Below are 19,539 nucleotides of genomic sequence, written 5' to 3'. Positions count from 1 at the left end.
GCCCTAACAATCCGCCAAGTCAGATTATGATGGGGCGAGGGCAGTTGAGAAGACGTAGCTTCCTCGTGGGTGCAGCGGGGGCCGCTTTATCAGGCGCTGTGCGTGGAGCGGACGTCATACCCAATGGAGCGGTGGGCCTCACATGTTCGAAGGCGGGCGTATCGGGAATTATCTCGCAGGGCGAAGATGGCGCAATTCTCGATCCGTCTTTCCGTTGGCACATCGGTTCCAATACCAAGGCAATGACAGCCGCCCTATACGCTCGCTTGGTCGATCGCGGACGGTGCCGATGGGGCGCAAGCGTACCTAGTCTCTTCCCCGCAATCGCATCGCATCCTGCTTGGGTCGACATACGTGTCGAGGAACTATTAAGTCATTCAGCAGGCCTAACCGATACCTTCGTTGACCCTCGGTGGTTGGACGCGAGGCGCGCCGATCCAAAATCTGCCAATGAACAACGGCGCGATCTGGTTGAGCGCGTTCTTAGCAGTGCTCCGCCGGAAAGGCGGGGTGTCTATCGCTACGGCAATCTGAACTACGTGATGGTGGGCGCAGCTATTGAAGAGGCGGTCAACGTTACGTGGGAGGAGGCACTGCGGGGCGAAGTTTTCAGAGCTTTGCGTATTGCCGAAGCGGGGTTTGGGGCACCTCCTCGAACAGGGCCGTGGGGGCGGGAAGCTAATGGTGGCATATTGAAACCCATTGACCCGGCCCTTCGTGAGACTGACAATCCGGCGGTACTATGGCCATCCGGCGGCGTACACATCAGCGCCTCGGGTTACGCGCAATTCCTGGCCAGTTATTTGGGCGGCGGGCCACCTTTTCTTCGTACAACGACGCTAAAGCACTTGCTTACCCCAGCCCAGCCGGATTTGGGCTATGCCGGGGGCCGGAGCCTTGACGGACCATCCGACTCTCCGGCCAGCAGACTAACGCACGATGGGTCGAACACCCTATGGTTTGCGAGTGCGATTATCGACCGCAAGTCCGGTCATGGGTACGGGGCGCTTACCAACTGCGGCGGCGAACGAGGGGTCGCAATTACATCGCAGATCCTCGAACGCATCTCCCTCAGATCACCAAGCACATAGCCAGAGCAAAGGGCGGGCCGATGAATGAGTGTCCGAAGATGGGAACCGTCTTAGTACCGTTAAATGGCGGCTTGTGGGTCGACGTGGTGATGAGTAGGGCCGGTACCGACCGGCCCCACCGGTCACTTCTTTTTCTTGTCGGGGCGCTGAGATAAAGCAGATCCAGCAGCTGTTTTTGAGTCCTTCCCGGTTCGTCCGTCTTTGAGGACCTTCGAGGCGGCCTTGCCAGCCTTTTCGCTCGTATGCTCGTTCTTCGCCATCGTTTGGCTCCATCAGACACCATCTTGTGATGCATTTGGAAAACTGTCTATTAGTAGATTGGTTCCTGACTTGTTCTTACGGAATGATAGCATCGGAAGACGAGATGGATGGTTGTCTGCTTATGGACAGCGGTGCTGTTGCGTTGAACATCTGAGAATGGGTATCCGCTGACGCAAGGTCCTGTCCGGAAGCCTCGCGCGATCTGCCACCTTGTCGCCTTAAAGACCTTGGATGATCCGCCAAGTTTCGTTCCGGGCCGGCGAAGGAAGGCAGGCCGGACGTCGGTAGGAGGCTGGAAGTTGCGCTTCAGAGTATTCGCGAGCAGACTTCTACGACTAGGCGTCGTTGCCCTATCCTCCAGCGGGTCCGCCATACATGCGGGCGACGGGCATCGTACCGCGACAACCGCTGTGAAATCGAACGCTGCACAGAAAGTTGATTGGGCGCCTGTAGTTAGTGGGCGTCTCCCGAACGGTGTACGTTATGGGATCCTCCCGAGGCAGGGAGACGAACCTGGCATAGGCCTGCTCATGCGAAACGAAGGCGGCTTCATCGAGGAGCAGCGGCCGGGCGAGCGCGGGTTGACACACCTCATCGAGCATCTCGTATTCGTCAGTCCAACGTTAAACGCGCCGAACGAACTGCATTATCTGCCGAAGATCGGTTTGCCGCTGACTTTCCCCGCACCTTCCGCCGGTACGACGAGCTGGCGCGAGACCAATTACTTCGTGTCGACCAAGACGACGCGGACTGCCGACTTAGACACATTGCTGCGTCTGTTCCGCGAGGTCGCGACCGATCTCACGTTCAGGTCCGATGCAGTGGACGACCAGCGTGCGGACGTGATGCGGGAGATGGCCGGCAGGAAGCCCGGCAACGTGATTTACGCCGACTACATCGCGGACGTAGCACCTGGATCTCCGACCGACGTGATCGATGGGCAGAATTCTGACGATGTACCAACAGCGAGCGTGGAAACTATCCGCGCCCTATACCGCCGCCTGTACCGACCAGAAAACATGATGGTCGTGATCGTCGGAAACGTCGATCCGACCACCGCGAAGGCTCTTATCACCCAGCGTTTCGGAAGTTGGAAAAGCATCGGGTCGCCGGTCGTCCACGTCCCTGTTCCGCGCTTGCGTTACGATCGTATCGCGCCGATCAGTTTCTCGGCTCTGCCGCAGGGGCGCAGGACAGCGCTGATCACCGTGGCAATGCCGACACTTTCGTCACGCGGCCCCAAAAGATCGCAGATGAACGCAGAGCTCATGGACAGGCTGGCGATCCGCGCGGTCAACAATCGACTGGCAAGAGCTCAGCCAGGCAGTCCGTCCGGAAAGGTCGGAATGTTCATTGAGAATGGCGAGCAAGGCCACCGGCTTATCATGCTGTGGGACAACTTCACGGGCGACGCATGGCAGCCCGCACTGGTCGCCCTAAAACGTACCACATGCGGACTGGGTTTGGCGGGCTTTTCTGCGGACGAATGGGACAGGGCGAGGCGTGACCTGATCCAGAAGCTCGAGCAAATTACCGGAGACATGGGCCACTCCAAGAACGTCGAGCTGGCAAAGGATCTATCTCACGCCATCGCCGTGGACAAGGAACTGATCGCACCGAGCGCTTTGCTGCGGCGTGCTCGGATCTGGTTGCCGACGATCAATGCGAGCACCGGGAGTGCCTGGTGGCGTCGGCAATGGCAAAGCGGCCACGAACATGTCCGGGTCGAAGCACCGGAGCTCGCCCGGGTCGTGAACCCCCGTCAGGCGATACGGACCGCGCTCGATGCAGCATCGTTGGGGGCCGCCTGCCGCCCACTGCGGCACTAACCGAGCCGGAACAGGGAGACACGGATGGCCATCGTCCTCATCATCGCAGCGCTCGTGTCGCAGACCGGGCCCACGACGGTCGTTCCAAATGTCGTCGGTTTTGACCTTGCCAAGGTGCGCCCCAGAGAACCGACGTGCCTGGACCGAGGGCAGTCGGACGAGATCATCGTGTGCGCTCCAAAGGGGATGGACATCTGGCTGGGTGACGTAAGCGGATTTGCTGCCAAGCCCCTCAATGCCGAATTCAAAGGGCCGTTAAACGCCGAGACGACCATCCACGTCATTCAGCAAAAGAGTCCCATTGCTACGACCCCGGCAGCGGCTGTGACATTCAAATGGCGTTTCTGATATTCCTGGTTGCGGGAAAATCCCGTGTTCGACTGCAATTCAAACTGAACCGTATCTGCCGTCGAAAACTGCAGAACGATCTTGACTATGGCGGTGGTGCGTCCGCCAAGACGTGTCTCCACGGTGCTTCGATCAGATGACATCAAAGACCGAATGGAAGACCATCTGGCCCGCTAATGCATCGAGAACGAACCAAAGTCTGCTCATACCCTTCCTGTTTCCTGAAAGCGCCGCATTCCGAACACGATGGCTCGCTCTACTCTGAACAGCCCATTCGTGAGACCGTGACGATGATCGAATACCACAGCCTTCGTGATCCCCGACTCATAAGGTGCCAGCTACAGAATCTTGCTTATCGGACGGCACTCGCCTTTCTGGCAGGGGGGGCGGCATGTCCTGGGGCGGGAACGGCTCAGGAGATACCTCCGGAGGCACCGTCGTCCGGCAAGGACGACATCGTCATCACGGGTCAACGGACCGCCGGTAGCGCGGTTGGTGCTGTAGATCCGACTGCGACCCTAGACCAGGCGGCGATCCAGGCGCTGGGCGCGACCGATCTGAAGACTTTCCTCGAACGCCTGAAAACGCTCACGACGTCCGCAAGCGGCGGGGATCCGGTCTATCTGCTCAATGGCCGACGGATGTCGAGCATGAACGAGCTCTACAGCCTGCCGCAGGAGGCGATGGAGAAGATCGAGGTCTTGCCTGAGTCCGAGGCTGCACGGTTCGGTTTTCCTGCCACCGTTCGCGTGATGAACTTCATCACCAAAAAGAAGTTTCGTGCGGTCACGTACCAGCAGGCCACCGGCACCACGACGGAAGGCGGCGGTGAGACGAACTATGTCGAGGTAACCGCCGCCCGCATCGACGGCCCGCGCCGCGCAACGCTGACGATGTCGCATCTGAGGCTCAACCCGATTCTACAAAGCGAACGGGCGATCGTGCCCGATCCGGACACGCTGTATGCGTTTGGCGGCAACATCACGGGGGTAGGCGGGGGGAGTATCGATCCAGCGCTCGATGCTCTGGTCGGTAATCCGGTTACGATCGCCGCGGTGCCGAACGACCCGGCAAGCCCGCGGACTCTGGCGGGATACGTCGCCGGCGCAGGGGTGCCGGCGGTCATCGATGTCGGCCGCTATCGCTCGCTCCAGCAGCGAAACGACAGGATCTCCGTCGACGGCACGGTCGCCGCGCCGATCGGCAAGTCGATGAGCGGGTCGCTCAACCTGTCGATGGAGGCGCAAAGGAACACTGGCTTGAACGGCTTGGCGCCCGCCCTGCTCACGATACCGGGAGGGAGCGGCGTGCTGCCCTTTGCTGATGATGTTCTGCTCTACCGCTATCTGCCCGACGCGGTGCTCCGGCAGCGGAACACTAGCCTGACTCTGCACGGTTCGGGTCTGGTACAGGGCAGTATCCGGCGCTGGGGGTGGAACGTCACCACCAGCTACGACCGGGTGCGGGGGCTGGCACATTCGCAACAAGGCGTCCCGATCGACGACTTGCAGGCCTCGATCGATGCGGGCGGTGATCCGCTGGCAATCTTGACCCCCGAAGCGACCGCGCTGCGTCAGGACTATCGAAGCCGGACTGTGACCGGCACATTGCTGACGAAGGCGGTCGCGAACGGTCCGCTGGTCAAGCTGCCGGCCGGCGACGCGCAGATCACGCTGTCGGGCGATTACGCACGGTCGAGCAGTTCGGGCAACCTGCCGGGTTTGCAGCAATCGACGCTGGATCTCACGCGAACGACGAAGGGGGCAAGCGTCAACGCGGATCTTCCGATCGCCTCCGCCAATCAGGACGTGCTCGCGTTCCTCGGGCAACTGTCGGTCAACGGCATGATCGGTGTGTCGGACGTATCCGATTACGGTCGGCTGGTCAGTTCCAACTACGGTCTGACATGGTCGCCGGTGCGACCGATCCAGCTGATCGCGTCGGTCAACGAAGCGCAGACCCCGCCGGCGATCGCGCTGTTGACCAATCCGACGGTCACCACGCCAAACACGCCCTTTTTCGACTTCACCACCGGCACTAGCGTGCTCGTCACGACGATCGCCGGTGGCAACCCTGCCTTGGCTCCGGAGCGACGACGGATCGTCACGCTGGGCGTGGCCGTATCGCCGATTAAGGCAAAGGATCTGCGGCTTACCGCAAATTATCTCGAAACGCGCATCGGCAATCAGACGACGACGTTGGGCAGCGCCACAGCGGCATTCCAGAGCGCGTTTGCCGACGCGTTTCAGCGCAATGCCGCAGGGCAACTCGTCAGCGCCGACCTCAGGCCGGTTAACATCGCGCGCGAACGCGAAAAGAAGATGCAGGTCACGCTCAGCCTGTCGACGCCGATCGGTCGTACCCCCCGGCCGACGCCGCCCGCCGGCACCGCCGCGAAGGACGGCCCGCCGCCAGCCGCGCCCAAGCCCAGACCGCAAATCTATGTGTCGATGACCACGACGTGGCGGCTCGACAATCGCCTGTCGTTGCGCAGCGATTTACCGGCGCTGGACCTGCTGGATGGCGACACGCTGACCGGCACCGGCGGGCGGCCCCGCTGGGAAACCGAACTGAACCTGAGCGGATCGCTCGGGGCTGCGAACATTGGGCTGTACGGCCGATTGCAGGGGCCGACCCGAATCCGCAGTGACCTGGCAGCGTCGGACCTCCGCTTTTCGGGCCGGACGTGGCTCGTGCCCTACGCATCTCTCAAGGTCGATCAGATCGTTAAACGTCCCTGGGCAAAAGCCATGATGCTGCAGTTCACGGTCGAGAACCTGTTGAACGATCGGATCAACGTGCGCGATCGGCTCGACCGCGTCCCAAACCGTTTCCAAGCCGCGTACATCGATCCGTTAGGTCGCTCCGTCCGGCTCGGTCTGCGCAAGCTCTTCTGAGACGTGAGCCTCGTGGATTACTGCAAACGGTGGGTATTTGACGCGGCTCTAGCTTGCTGGATCGGTTCCTGCGGCTTTAGAGCACAATATGCTTCGACGACCGTCCTCCCGATTGTTGGTTCTTGATCCAGACGATCGCGTTTTGCTGTTTCGCTTCGAGCATAAAAAGGGCGCCCTTATCGGGCAAACCTTCTGGGCTACGCCCGGAGGCGGCCTTGCCGAAGGGGAGGCATTTGAGCAGGCGGCTATCCGTGAGCTGTTTGAGGAAACAGGTGTCGTGGTCGAAACAGCGGGCCGCCAAGTCGCACAGCGGCTCGCATCCTTTGTACTACCTACTGGCGAGATAGTTGAGGCCGACGAGCGATATTTCGTTGTTCGGGTCCATCAAAGTACCGTGTCGACCGCCAATTGGACCAAGATGGAGCATACCGTGATATCCGTCCACCGGTGGTGGAGCCAAGCAGAACTTGAGGTAACCGCCGAACAGGTCTGGCCTGAACATCTGTGCCACATGCTCATCGAAACCGGGGAGTGGACCTCGGCCCCGCAGTGATTGGTCAGTTACGCTATCGCCGTAAAGACTGGCTTCAGGTCGCAGCGGACATGAACGAATGGCGGAAGTTGGGAGGTCAATATTCGCTTGGGAATGACCGGTTGTGGGTCTGAGCAGACGTCCTTTCCGCCCGATGGATGCTACCTGAAAGCACGAACTTTCGTGAGTGGCGATGTCGACAATGCCCCTCGACGCCAGCGTAAGTCGCGTCGTCTTGCTTATTGTCCTGCGTCACCTCAATCGGTGATCGTATCGTATCGACGGGCAGAAGCCTGCTGGCCTATGGCGTTTTATATTAAGCAATGGTGGGGACATTGGTCGTCAAATTTATTCAATATGTCGGAGGCATGGGGTTATCTGTAGCGGGCTTCTCCCTTGCTCCGGCGCAGCCGTGGGTGCCGGTAGCGACGGCCGGTAAGGTTATCGATGGCGTTTGGCGATCGCGCGGCTATGGGCATATCCTCGTCGTGCGAGGCGGGACCCGTACACTCTACCATGAGGCCGGCGCGTTCTGCTATCGCGGGACCAGCGACGACCTCGACGACGATGCCTATCGGCTGGTGTCCGTCACAGGACGGACCCATCTTGCATTCGCCGCATCGCCCGATCAGACCCATTACTCCTTCGAGCGCATAGATGCGCTGCCACGCCGCTGCACCACGAAACGCGATTGGACGGCTCACGACATAGCAGAGGTTATCGCGGCGACGTTCTCTGACCTCTATCCCGGATTCGGCCGGCGCGGACGGACGCTGAATGCATTGACTGCTGCTCTTGCGACCAGCGACGCTTCCCCCCCCGGATTGCCCTTCTTCGAACGTACCACCCGGGCGCTGGCGAGCCTCGACGATGCCCATGTCGGTCTTGAGGCCAAGATCGACGGCGTTGATCACGATTTCGAGGGTGGCGAAGCCCGAACCATCAAGAACGCTCGAGCAGACTCTGCATTGGGTTCCGATCCCGCCGCGCGGGAGCGGGCCTGGTCCAAGTCCTATCACGACGGGATCACCGCCCTTCTCGATGGCGGTGGACATCAGGTCGCCAACCGCCGCATCCTGTGGGGGACGATCGGGCGGGTCGGCTATATCAACATCGTCGCCATGGGCGCGTTCGACAAGGACGCTCTTCCAAATAGCACAAAGGTGCTGGACGCCGCGCTGGACGAGGCGCTTGCTGCCTTTCAGGGGCTTCCCGGCGTTATCGTGGATGTCTCTAACAATCGTGGTGGGTACGATGCGATCAGCCTCCGTATCGCCGGTCGTTTCGCCGACGGGCGCCATCTGGCTTTCTCGAAGAGGGCCATAGGTGCGAACGGTCCCTACCAGCAGTTCGAAGTCATGCCGTCCGAGCGCGTCCGCTATCTTGGTAGAATCGCTTTACTGACCAGCGACGTGACGGTCAGCGCCGGTGAGACGTTTACCCTCGCGATGCGGGCGCTGCCGAACGTGGTGCATATCGGCAGCCGGACAAGAGGAGCTTTGTCCGATCAACTCAGCAAGCCGCTGCCAAACGGCTGGACGCTCACGCTGCCCGCCGAGAAGTATCGCGATCCCTATGGGTATTCGGCGGAAGGGATCGGCGTCGAACCCGCACGATCCCTACCCCCGTTCGAACCCGATCATCGCACCATGATCCGGCAGGTAGCGCAAATCCTGTCGTCTCATGGTTGAGCTGCCGCTTTCACGGTGGCCCCTGCCGCCATGCTGGTGACGACGGCCAGGTCATCTCGCTGGTCGTTCGTCATCCGGGATGCAAGTTCAGGATGACGGAACGCGTCGACGTGCGACAAGCTGGCCAACCAACTCGTCCCGGCTCGATTTAAAGCACTGTCCAAAAGCCGCCTCAAGACCACGAACGTCTGTGATCTCCCCTTTGTCATGTCGTTTCCGGGCGGATGCGAGCTGAGGCCGGTACTCGGACCAGCATCGTTTGAGGGCCGTGCATCCCACGTCGTCGACGTCTTTGTCCCCAGTCGATATCGTCGTCTTGCACGTCGTGACGCCGATGGTGGTCGCAACCGTTCCCCGCCAAGCCGCCAGTCGCTTGCCGATCACGACAATATCCGTCTCGGGCGGTGCTTGAGGTACCACCTGAGCCTGCGAAAGTAGAAGCGCGAACGCCATCATAAGACTTACCCCTTCAGTGGTCTATTCAAGTCGTTCGGCTCATTGAAAAAGCCCGCGCCGACGTCGCGGCGGCTCCGGCCGTGTCGCTATATTAGTGAGGCCCGGAGCGTGTCTCTGTCGTCAGATTGCCGCTGATGAAAGCATAAGGGTGTTACCAGTGACGGTCAGCGGGACGTCGCCCGATTTCAGGATCGTCTCCACGTCTTTTAGCGGTTGGCTCGACCCCCGCTGGATCATCGCACGCATGACATCGCCTGCGTGTTTGTCATCGTTCAAACCATCGAAATAATCGAGCCACTCTGTCCCGCCCAAGCGTCGATCGGCTTGATGGCGGGTAAGCAGCGGATTGATAAAGTCGAAGAAATTGGAACCGCCGTGGCGTCGCGCGACGCCGGATGCCGCCAATGCGAATACCGTCCCGCAGGCGTAGAAAGCACGGCTTTCATGGCGATCGGCAGCTTGTGCGATCGGCTTCGTGCCGAGCTTCACGCAATCGTCGACCGCCCGCTGGAGCTCGCCGATCACATACTCATGGTCGGCGTCGGCCAGCAACGTGTAGGCCATCATCTCGGCGCCGCCCTCGGTGATCCATGCGTCCGATGGCGCGCTGTAGGCCACGCCCTCCGACCCCAGCCAGAAATGCGCCATTTCGTGCGCGATGAACCACCTGGTCCGGCGCGCCGCGCGCTCGTTCCGCTCCAGCAGGCCCTCGCCCTCGAAATTGAGGACGATTTCGCCGGGGCGCACGCCACCGTCGTTGATGACCTTTCCGGGAGTCGCGCCGCGCCAGCCCATGATGAGCAACGGTAGCCGAGGATCAGACCGTGCGCCGAGGCGCGCCACATAGGTTGATGCCACGCGCGGCGCGAACTGCGATACGTCGGTTTTCAACCAGGCTGGCAAGGCAGGATCGGCGAGTATGGCGACGCCTCCAAGCGTCTGTACCTCCCCAGATCCGAACACGACGTAGGTGGCCGCCCCGGTCAGGATCGGGTCACTTTGCCGTTTGCCCTGCACGAACACCGGACCGGCATTGTCATGGAAGCGCACCGGCAATGCGCGGCCACCCAAATCCTGGACCGACAGTCCTGCCTCTTTCGCGTCAACGGTTGCCGGATGATCGATCGGAACGAGGTCGAACTGGTCGGAATAGAGCGCTGTCGCGCCGTTGCTGAAGGAGATGGCTGGATCGTATTCCCGTTCCAGCGTGGCGTTGGTCGGTGTAAAGGTTATCCGGACTTTTCGGGGAACCGTACTACCATGATCGGCGACTAGTACGTCATAAGCCCCGTGACGCTCGATCCGCACGCCGGGCGTCACAACCCGCCAAACTTCCGAGCGCCAGGCTCGATGATCGGCCTGCTTTGGCGCAGACACAGGAAAAATCCAGCCGCGCGAGTCGCCGCGAAGCGTATAGTCCACCTGCCAAGCGCCATTCCTGTGTGTGACACTGGCTGAAGCTGGTTCATGCAATTTGTGCTTCGACGCCGCAATCTGTGCGGCGATCGCCATTATGAGCAACATGTATTCGTCCCCCTCTCCTCGATAGGAGAGGGCGACAGCTTTATGGCCGCTGAACGTTGCCCGCCTGAAATTACTGCATACAGCATCCCGTTTTTAAAAAAGTCTTTGCCCTTTGTGATTTCGAGAAGGGATCCCGCTTCCGGTCTCTTGATCGATTTGAGGCAGCCGGGGGGCAGCCGGCAGGCCGAGCTCAGCAACTCCTTCGCTGCAAACATGAATGCATGGCCGAAAGTGGAGCGGAGAACAGGCGGCGAATGACCGGAACTGGGTCGCGGCAACCGTCCGAACTCCGATTGAGTTTCAATCGAAAACTGGTCGCTGGCTACATCAGCTTAATGACTTGCCGGTCGCGCGGCCTTGTTGGGTCTCACCATCGAAGGCCGCAGCGCCCGCGCATTTAACTGAAGAGCAAAGCAGTAGGCGGCGACCAGTTCGCCACTTGGGCGTTTAGCGGTCGAGCAAGCTTTTTGTTAGGAACGAGACCAACCTTATGAAGACCGTCGTAGTAACGGGAGCGAGCGCCGGCATCGGCCTCGCGACTGCGGATCGCTTTGCACGTAGCGGATGGCAGGTTGCAATCATCGCAAGGGAACCGACACGTCTTGATGAGGCTCGGGCAATGCTCGAACAGCATGGTGGTCGAGTCCTGGCGATCCCGGCAGACGTTGCCGATCCGAAGGCTGTCGACGAGGCCGCCGATAAGGTGGTCGCCGAATTTGGCGCGATCGACGCCTGGATCAACAACGCCATGTCGACGGTGGTTGCTCGCGCGCACGACATTACGCCGGATGAATATGCCCGCGTCACCGCCACAACCTATCTGTCGCAGGTCTACGGAACGCTTGCCGCGCTGCGTCACATGCGTACGCGGGATCAGGGGGCAATCATCCAGGTGTCGTCCGGCCTCGCGATCCGGGCCGCTCCCTTGCAGGCCGCGTATTGTGGCGCGAAGGCTGCGGTGGGCGGGTTTACGGACTCGCTGCGCTCGGAGCTGATCTCGGACAAATCAAAGATCACGCTCAGCGTCGTGTATCTGCCCGGCGTCAACACGCCGCAGACAAGCTGGACACGCACCCACACGGGACGTGAGCAAATCATTCCCGATCCACTTTTCGACCCGCGCCTCTGTGCCGAAGCAATTTGGACCGCAGCACGCGATCCTCAACGTGAGTTCTGGGTTGGGCGTTCGACACTGATGATGGCGCTCGGGCAGTCGGTCGCACCAGGCTTCTCCGATCGTGAGGCAGCCGGAATGCTCGACAAGCAGCAGGGCGATCCGATGCCCGATCGCATTGGCAATCTCGACGAGGCGGTTCCAGGACCGGCGCAGATCGACGGCGACGGAAAGGACCGAGTAAAAGGAAGCCGCCGCGAGTTCTTTACGAGCCGTCAGCGCGATATGCTAAAGCTAGGCGTGGTGGGTGGTCTGCTGGGTGCGGGTGCTTTGATGGGTGTCGGTGCGTCACGCGCGCTGCCGCGTCTGCTTCGTTGACCGGGATACTAAAGCGGCTGCTGCCGCAGCATCATGAGCGTATCGAACTCGGCGTTCGCAAAGACGGCTATCTGCCGCTTGAGCAATATGGCGCGCTTGGGGATGGCCGATCCGTCGCATTGTCCGGTGCCGATGGATCAATCGACTGGTGGTGCGTACCCAACATGGACTCGCCTCCACTGTTCGATCGATTACTCGATGGCGAGAATGGTGGGTGCTTTACGCTACAGCCCGATCGCCCCTTCACGGTCGAGCGCCAGTATCGCCCGGGCAGTAATGTACTCGAGACAATCTTTACGACGCCGAGTGGGCGAGCAAAACTGACCGAGTCTCTCAACAGTGGCACGGCGGGGCGTCTGCCATGGGCCGAGCTGGCGCGGCGGGTCGATGGGCTGGATGGCACCGTTCGCTTTAGGCTGACGATGAAGCCCGGTCGGCGAGGCGATACGGTCAGTCCGTACCACTCGAAGATTGGGGGCCACACAGTTTTCCATGTCGAGCGCGTCCTTGGTCTATTCGTTCACAGCGACACGGTACATTATGACTGGGCCGACGAAGGCATCACGGGCGAAGTGACGGTGGCTGCCGGCGAGCGTCAAACCGTCGCAGTCGTGGCTGGTCGTGACGAGCCGCTGGTGGCCCCAACGATTGAACAGATTGATGCACGCATCGACATATCGGACCGGGAATGGCGAGACTGGTGCGAGCATGTCTCCTACTTCGGTGAAGACCGCGAAGCATTCCTACGCAGTGCACTGGCGCTGAAGCTGCTACTCTACTCGCCGTCTGGCGCCATCGCGGCCGCAGCAACAACGTCGATTCCGGAAGGTATCGGCGGAGCAAAGAATTATGACTATCGCTACGCCTGGATCAGGGATGCCGGCTACACGATCAAGGCGTTCCTGACGGCAGGCCTTGAAGCCGAGGCGAAGGCTGCGTTCAGCTGGCTGCTCGACCAGCTTCGCAGCGTGGGCACGCGTGTGGTCTATACCCTCGACGGCAAGGTCGTGCCCGGCGTGTCCGAATGGGCAATGCCAGGGTATCGCGGTTCGACCCCGGTCCGTACCGGCAATCAGGCTACCGACCAAAGTCAGCACGGCGTCTACGGTGACATCTTCGAGACGGCCGCCTGCTTCGTCGGCTGCGGCAACATCCTCGACCCCGCGAGCGCGGAGTTGCTTTCACACCTCGCCGACGAATGTGCTGACCGTTGGCGTATGCCCGATGCAGGTATGTGGGAGCTGGAGGAGGCGCAGCACTACACGATGTCCAAGGTCAGCTGCTGGCAGGCTCTGGCCCGCGCCGTGGAACTCGCGGACCAAGGTCAGCTGCCGACCACCTGCCGGGAACGCTGGTCGCGCGAGCGTGACCGGATCAAGGACTGGATCGAGGCTGAGTGCTGGTCAGAGAAGATGCAGGCTTTCGTCATGTACCCGGGCACCGACAAACTCGATGCCTCATTGGCGCTCGCCGTTCGCTTCGGCTTTGATGGTCATGATCGCCTGCTGGCGACGATGGATGCGATCGATCGTGAGCTCGGCAGCGGTGCTTTTCACTACCGCTATACCGGCATGGACAAGGAAGAAGGGTGCTTCCTCGCCTGTTCCTTCTGGATGGTGGAGGCCCGGGCGGAACTTGGTCAACGGCCTGAAGCGCGCCATCGGTTCGATAAGTTGAACGAAGCATTGTCTCACGGACACGGCATCCTGGCCGAGATGATCGATCCGGCGAGTGGCGCGTTTCTCGGCAACCTTCCTCAAGGCCTCAGCCATTTAGCGCACATCATGGCGCTGTCCGTCCTCGACGAGGCAGCGGCCTGCAACTGACCCTGATCCTATCGCAACGGAGATAAGCATGACCGACCGTCTGACTATGCAGGATCCTCGCTCGCAGTACCCTCAGCCGCCTTTCCCGCGACAGCCGCAGCCCGTTCCCGGCGAAGCGTCGAAGATGGATCCCGTGCCCGACCATGGCGAAACGAGCTACAAGGGCTCAGGCAAGCTTGCCGGGCGCAAGGCGCTGATCACAGGCGCCGACAGCGGCATCGGTCGCGCGGCTGCTATCGCGTTCGCACGTGAGGGCGCCGACGTTGCCCTGTCGTATCTCGAGTCGGAGAAGAACGACGCGGCCGAGGTCATCCAGCTGATCGGGGCAGAGGGGCGCACCGCCGTCGACCTTGCCGGTGACATCACCGACGAGGAGTGGTGCAAGACGCTCGTCGCGCAAGCTGTCGAGAAGCTTGGCGGGCTCGACATCCTCGTCATCAACGCCGGACGGCAGCAGAACCGTGAGGACGTCTCGAAGGTCACGTCGGAGGATTTCGACAAGACCATGAAGACCAACCTCTATGCTATGCACTGGATCGCGCAGGCGGCTGTGCCGCACCTGCCGGCAGGCGGCTCCGTCATCACCACCGCCTCGGTGCAGGCCTATGAGCCTTCCGCGATCTTGCTCGACTACGCCACGACCAAGGCTGGGATCGTCGCCTACACCAAGGCGCTCGCCAAGCAGCTACTGGAGAAGGGCATCCGCGCCAATGTCGTGGCTCCTGGCCCGTTCTGGACGCCGCTCCAGGCATCCGGCGGTCAGCCGCCTGAGGCGGTGATGAAGTTCGGTTCGGAAAGCCAATATGGCCGTCCGGGTCAGCCTGTCGAAATCGCCCCTGTCTATGTGCTGCTTGCGAGCCAGGAAGGCAGCTATATCAGCGGCGAGGTGTACGGCGTCACTGGTGGTGCTGGCGTCGCCTGACAGTACAGAGCCCCGGTCAGTCCATACTGATTGGGGCCTTCAATATGATAGGGCATCTTTTGCCCCAAAGAGGAGGGCTCGCAAAGGTCATCTGTAGCGTCCCGATCGTCGCGCCAACTCGATAATGTGGGTTATCCAATAGCCGACTTCGGCCACGTGACCGACAATTGATCGACCCGCACAATGAAGAAAATCAGCTTTTTCATTGCATACGGATACATCACCGTGCGTTGGGACTTCGCATTCTCAAAAAGGAAATCTACATGTTCGAGAAGCTACGCATCAAGGAACACATGGAGATCGCCGGTTCGGACGGTGAACATGTCGGTACCGTGGACAAGGTAGAGGGCGAGCAGATTAAGCTCACCAAGACGGACGCCGCAGATCATCAGCATCATTACATTGCACTCGACCAGATCGACCGGATTGAGGACAATCGTATCTACCTGAATGTTACGAAAGCCGAGGCGAAGATGGTCCTGTCCTGACGACCGGATCGCAGACCGGCAAAACGCCGCGGCACCATCGGTGCCGCGGCGTTTTGCTTATCCGGCGATGGTGAAGACCGAGCCGGAGTCGACGCGGATGCCGGCGCCGTTGATGAAGCTGGCTCGCTCCGAACACAGGAAGGCGACTGCCGCCGCCACTTCCTCGGCGCGGCCGCGGCGCTTGAGGACCATGCCCGGCCGTTCCTCCTCGAGGAAGCTCTCGATCGCCGCGTCGAAGCTCTCGCCGCGTTCCTCGGCGCGCTTGCGCATCATCTTGTCGGTCATCGGCGTCGCGATGAAGGCTGGCGAGACGGTGTTCACCAGCACATTGTCGCAGCCATAGGCCTTGGACAGCCCCTTCGCGAGCGCAAGGATGCCCGCCTTCGATGCGCAATAGGCCAGTTCGTCGACATAGGGCTGCACCGCATCCTCAGACGCAAACAGGACGATCCGCCCCCAGCCGCTCTCGCGCATCGCGGGGATCGCCTCGCGACACATCCGCACCGCACCCATCAGGTTGATGTCGAGCGTCTGTTGCCACCCCGTATCATCGACATCGAGGAAGTCGCCGGTCGCCCCCGTCACGCCCGCTGCATTGACGTATATGTCCGGATTGCCGAGCCGCTCACGCACCTCCGCCCAGATCGATCTTACGTCATCGGGGCTGGTCACGTCGCCGGTAACCGCGATGACTTCGCCGAGCGGGGAGAGTTCCGCAATTGCCTCGTCCAGCGTGCCGCCGGGTTGATCGGTGATGGCGACGCGCACCCCCGCCTCGAGCAGCAGCCGTGCCGTCTCCTTGCCCATGCCCGAGTCCGCGCCGCTGATCAGCGCGATACGATTCCTGATGCCTAGATCCATAATGAACTCCTCAACGGTGGGATGCGAGAAAACGGTCGGCGGTACGCAGAGACAGCGCCATGATCGTCAGCGCGGGGTTCGCCGCCAGCGCGCTGGGAAAGATGGAATTGTCGCAGATCAGCAGATTGGGAACGTCGAAACTGCGGCCGTTGGGATCGACCACCGCCGCGTCGCCGTCTGTTCCCATGCGGCACGTACCGATCGCATGGGCGGAGCGGTCGACGGCAAAGATGTCACTGGCCCCCGCCGCGGCCCAGATCTCGGTGAGCGTGCGCCGGGCGTGGCGGTCGATCGCGCGTTCGTTGGCCCGATAGCTGAAGTCGATGCGCGCCTTGCGGTGGCCGAAGGCGTCGACCTCGTCGGCCAGCGTCAGGCGATTATCGGGATGCGGCAGGCATTCGCCGTTGATCCCGATCCCCGCCATCCGGTTGTAGCCCCGCAGGACGGCCTGGAGCCGCTCGCCCCACATGCCAGCGCCGCGCGCCAGCCCGGTGGCGAGGGTGACGGGCAGTACGCCAAGACTCTGGATCAGATAGCCACCTGCGCAGCCCGCATCGCCGGGCCGCATCATGTCTTCGCTGATGAGTGACGAAGGATAGCCGCGGTTCATTCGCATGTCGGCATTAAATCGACCCCAGACCTGCGTCGCGACATGCGCCATGAAGTTGCGTCCGATCTGGCCGCTCGCATTGGCGATGCCAAGGTTGAGGAGCAGCCGCGGCGTCTCCACCCCGCCGGCGCACAGGAAGACTGCCGCGCAGCGCTGGCGATGATCCTCGTCACCTTTTCGATAGACGACCGCGCTGATCCGGCCGCTGCCGTCGAACTCGAACGACACCACGCGCGCCTCCGCGCGGATCTCGGCACCGTGCGCGACTGCAAGGGGCAGATAGGTGGTATCCATGCTGGTCTTGGCGGCGGTGCGGCAGCCCTGGTGACAGGTACCGCAATTGATGCAGGCCTGCCGCTGTCCCCAATACGGTTGGTCGCGATCGCGCGAGACCAAGGCGGCGGGTGCGTCGGTGGCGGTGATGCCTACCGCCGCACAGCCTCGCGCCATCGCATCGGCCGCAGCGTTGCGGGCGACCGGCGGATATGCGTAGCGGCGCGCGGCGTCCCACGGATAGTCAGGCGGGCCGGATACGCCGGTGAAATGCTCGACCTCAGCGATGTAGCGGATCAGTTCGGCGTGATCGATCGGCCAGTCCGCGCCCTCGCCGGTCAGCGTCTTGAGTTGCAGGTCGCGCGGATCGGGGCGGGGGCAGAAGGCGCCCCAGTGCAATGTTGATCCGCCGACCCCCATGCCCGAATTGTTCGAACCGAACGCAGTCGGCGTCGCCCCGCCGCTCAGCCGTTCCTCCATCCAGTATATGTCGGCCGCGACTTCGTCGGCGACGTGATCGTCGGGCCGGAAAGCGCGGCCCGCCTCCAGCGCCACTACCGACAAACCGGCTTGTTCTAGCCGCGCGGTGAGCGGCGCGCCGCCAGCGCCCGTCCCGATCACCACGGCATCGACGACGTCGGTTCGCGCGTAGCGTTTCGCCCTCACGACAGGCGCTCCCGCGCCTGCTGCCATGCTTCCGGATCGTCAGCGCCGGTGCGGATATAGCCCTGTTTGCGGCGGCCATCGCCACCCACGGCGAAGCCGTCATAGCCGATCGCCGCCATCGTGGCTGGCAGTGACATCCAGACGCGCACTGTCTCGGCGCGCACGTCCTCGAACCACAAGACCATCTGCTCAGGCGAGAGCTGTGTGATGTCGCCGGTGCTGCCGACCTCGCCGCCGTCGACGCGTTCGAGCAACCGGGTTTGTGCATCAGGATGGAGTGCGGCGAAACCGCCCGCCGCCTTTGTCAAAGTCGCAAGTCCGCGCCGCCATGCCTCGCGATCGGGTGGCAATGCCGCGAAGCGCCAGCCGTCGCCCGCGCCGTCGGCGATGCCAGCGAGGATACGACCCGCCAGGACGGCCTCGCCGGCGCAATCGGGCAGGATTTGCGCGACCAGCGCGGCGACGGTCCCCTGCTCCTCCGTCGTCCAGACCGAGCTGGACGCCGGCGCGCGCATTCGATCCAGCAGCGTTGCGCGCGTCCTGTGGCTAACGCGATCGGAGGCGAGCAGGGTCGCGAAATGCGCAGGGAGGGCGGCTAACGCGACGTTCGTCGCGTGACCGTCGATCAGCGCGGCGAGCGCCTGCGGCTGTTCGTACGGGATGAGGTGCGCCGCGCCGCGCACGACCTGCATATCCGCGGTGATGTAATGTGGCAGGTTGAGCCGGCGCTGAGCATCTTCGCCAAGATCGCCGTCCTCGGCGCCGGCGAGGATCAGCGCCGGGATTGCGATGCGTCCAGCCTCGGCGCTCCAATCCTCGCGACTGCCACGTTCCAGCCAGCCGAGCCACGCCTCTCGGCTTGACCGTCGCACGTCGTCGATCGCGGTGTCGCGCAGAGGTTTGGCCAGTGTTCTGGCGGTATTGGCGTCGACGAAGGTCGCGGCATTGACGCCTGCGATCTGGCCGTTGGCGAACCAGTCAATCATCTGGTTACGGCGCTCTTCGTCCATCGGTTCGGGTGACGGTGGCGATGCCGCGACTAGTACGACCCCAAGTACGCCTGACAGGCCGATTTCGCCGGCTGCGGCGCGGGCCGCGACGAGCGTGACGATCTTGCCGCCCATGCTGTGACCGACGAGCACGCATGAGGTCCGCGCACGGGAGCGGATCTCGTCCGCCAGCCAGTCCGCCATCACTTCGACATCGCAATGCCCCGCCTCCGCCGCGGCGCCGAATCCTGGCAGGTCTAGCGCTACGCACGCTTGGTTTGGCAGGTGATCAAGAACTTGCTTCCACTCTCCCGCGCTGGCGCCGAGGGCATGAAGAAATACCAACGTCGGTCCGGTCATGCATCCTCGCTAAATCAACTGCATGCCCGACGTTGCAACGGTCAGTCCGTTCCGGTGTAATGCGTATTTCGTTGATTTATCTCACGATAAGGCGGCGACCATGATGGCTTCTCGGTGTCAAACCGACTGAGAGCGTTTTCCGTCAAGCCGCTAGAGACCAACGAATAACTGATGGGCCTTTTCCTGCTGATCCTCACCGCCGCACCGATCGCTACAATCCAGGTTCTGTATAAGGAGGAACCCGGATTGGCATCTACAGTCCGACGCAGCGTCCCCACTAATCCCGTACCTAAGCTTCCTGCAAAAGCCGTCTGCAGCTCATAGGGAGTAAAACGTAAACTTGGACAGCCTTCCTGCCAAACTATCGCCCAGCTGCGACATTCGAGTTCGCAGGTCAGGCGCCAAAGCGGGCGTTACGCGGAG

General features: G+C 61.8%; 16 protein-coding genes. 11 read left to right on the top strand and 5 right to left on the bottom strand.

Annotated features, from left to right (window positions below; translation table 11 throughout):
* Positions 1-26: 26 nt before the first annotated feature.
* Positions 27-1,091, top strand: a complete 1,065-nt coding sequence (locus O6X71_RS06315) for a serine hydrolase domain-containing protein (RefSeq protein WP_353464978.1) — start codon at positions 27-29, stop codon at positions 1,089-1,091.
* A gap of 122 nt (positions 1,092-1,213) precedes the next feature.
* On the opposite strand, the gene O6X71_RS06310 is transcribed toward O6X71_RS06315, so the two are convergent.
* A complete protein-coding gene (locus O6X71_RS06310; RefSeq protein WP_165895571.1) occupies positions 1,214-1,351 on the bottom strand; it encodes a hypothetical protein in 138 nt (45 codons plus the stop codon).
* A 531-nt stretch (positions 1,352-1,882) separates the two neighbouring features.
* On the opposite strand from O6X71_RS06310, the gene O6X71_RS06305 reads away from it, so the two are divergent.
* The 5 genes from O6X71_RS06305 to O6X71_RS06285 all read left to right on the top strand — a co-directional run bounded on the left by O6X71_RS06305 (position 1,883) and on the right by O6X71_RS06285 (position 8,649).
* Positions 1,883-3,181 carry a M16 family metallopeptidase gene (locus tag O6X71_RS06305; RefSeq protein ID WP_353464977.1) on the top strand — a complete coding sequence of 433 codons (1,299 nt, stop codon included), beginning with the start codon at positions 1,883-1,885 and terminating at the stop codon, positions 3,179-3,181.
* Positions 3,182-3,205: 24 nt separating this feature from the next.
* Complete coding sequence (locus O6X71_RS06300; protein WP_353464976.1) at positions 3,206-3,529, top strand: hypothetical protein; 324 nt, start codon at positions 3,206-3,208, stop codon at positions 3,527-3,529.
* Between the two features lie 290 nt (positions 3,530-3,819).
* Positions 3,820-6,426: a TonB-dependent receptor domain-containing protein gene (locus tag O6X71_RS06295; protein WP_353465081.1), complete on the top strand. Its 2,607-nt coding sequence runs from the start codon at positions 3,820-3,822 to the stop codon at positions 6,424-6,426.
* 88 nt (positions 6,427-6,514) lie between these two features.
* The gene (locus tag O6X71_RS06290; protein WP_353464975.1) at positions 6,515-6,979 is read left to right on the top strand and encodes an NUDIX hydrolase; all 465 of its coding nucleotides are present in this window, start codon (positions 6,515-6,517) and stop codon (positions 6,977-6,979) included.
* Between the two features lie 314 nt (positions 6,980-7,293).
* On the top strand, positions 7,294-8,649 hold the full coding sequence (locus O6X71_RS06285) for a S41 family peptidase (protein ID WP_353464974.1): 1,356 nt from the start codon (positions 7,294-7,296) through the stop codon (positions 8,647-8,649).
* Positions 8,650-9,225: 576 nt separating this feature from the next.
* Here the strand turns inward: O6X71_RS06285 and O6X71_RS06280 are convergent.
* Complete coding sequence (locus O6X71_RS06280; protein ID WP_353464973.1) at positions 9,226-10,617, bottom strand: hypothetical protein; 1,392 nt, start codon at positions 10,615-10,617, stop codon at positions 9,226-9,228.
* Between the two features lie 54 nt (positions 10,618-10,671).
* Here O6X71_RS06280 and O6X71_RS06275 point away from each other — a divergent pair, with 54 nt between their 5' ends.
* The 5 genes from O6X71_RS06275 to O6X71_RS06255 all read left to right on the top strand — a co-directional run bounded on the left by O6X71_RS06275 (position 10,672) and on the right by O6X71_RS06255 (position 15,357).
* Positions 10,672-10,887 carry a hypothetical protein gene (locus O6X71_RS06275; RefSeq protein WP_353464972.1) on the top strand — a complete coding sequence of 72 codons (216 nt, stop codon included), beginning with the start codon at positions 10,672-10,674 and terminating at the stop codon, positions 10,885-10,887.
* A gap of 232 nt (positions 10,888-11,119) precedes the next feature.
* Entirely contained in the window at positions 11,120-12,121 is a 1,002-nt protein-coding gene (locus O6X71_RS06270) for an SDR family oxidoreductase (protein WP_353464971.1), read from the top strand.
* Positions 12,122-12,126: 5 nt separating this feature from the next.
* A complete protein-coding gene (locus O6X71_RS06265; RefSeq protein WP_353465080.1) occupies positions 12,127-13,947 on the top strand; it encodes a glycoside hydrolase family 15 protein in 1,821 nt (606 codons plus the stop codon).
* Between the two features lie 28 nt (positions 13,948-13,975).
* Complete coding sequence (locus O6X71_RS06260) at positions 13,976-14,869, top strand: SDR family oxidoreductase (protein WP_353464970.1); 894 nt, start codon at positions 13,976-13,978, stop codon at positions 14,867-14,869.
* Positions 14,870-15,132: 263 nt separating this feature from the next.
* The gene (locus tag O6X71_RS06255) at positions 15,133-15,357 is read left to right on the top strand and encodes a DUF2171 domain-containing protein (protein ID WP_334001285.1); all 225 of its coding nucleotides are present in this window, start codon (positions 15,133-15,135) and stop codon (positions 15,355-15,357) included.
* Between the two features lie 57 nt (positions 15,358-15,414).
* Here the strand turns inward: O6X71_RS06255 and O6X71_RS06250 are convergent, their stop codons facing one another.
* The 3 genes from O6X71_RS06250 to O6X71_RS06240 are packed head-to-tail and all read right to left on the bottom strand — an operon-like array spanning position 15,415 to position 19,116.
* On the bottom strand, positions 15,415-16,218 hold the full coding sequence (locus tag O6X71_RS06250; RefSeq protein ID WP_334001284.1) for an SDR family NAD(P)-dependent oxidoreductase: 804 nt from the start codon (positions 16,216-16,218) through the stop codon (positions 15,415-15,417).
* 10 nt (positions 16,219-16,228) lie between these two features.
* Positions 16,229-17,767 carry a GMC family oxidoreductase gene (locus tag O6X71_RS06245; protein WP_353464969.1) on the bottom strand — a complete coding sequence of 513 codons (1,539 nt, stop codon included), beginning with the start codon at positions 17,765-17,767 and terminating at the stop codon, positions 16,229-16,231.
* Positions 17,764-19,116, bottom strand: coding sequence for an alpha/beta hydrolase (locus O6X71_RS06240; RefSeq protein WP_353464968.1), 1,353 nt, complete (start codon positions 19,114-19,116; stop codon positions 17,764-17,766). The genes O6X71_RS06245 and O6X71_RS06240 overlap by 4 nt, the downstream gene beginning before the upstream one ends.
* Positions 19,117-19,539: the final 423 nt, after the last annotated feature.

The organism is Sphingomonas faeni, assembly GCF_040407505.1.
Classification (GTDB): domain Bacteria; phylum Pseudomonadota; class Alphaproteobacteria; order Sphingomonadales; family Sphingomonadaceae; genus Sphingomonas; species Sphingomonas faeni_E.
This window is presented reverse-complemented; position numbering and strand designations above follow the sequence as displayed.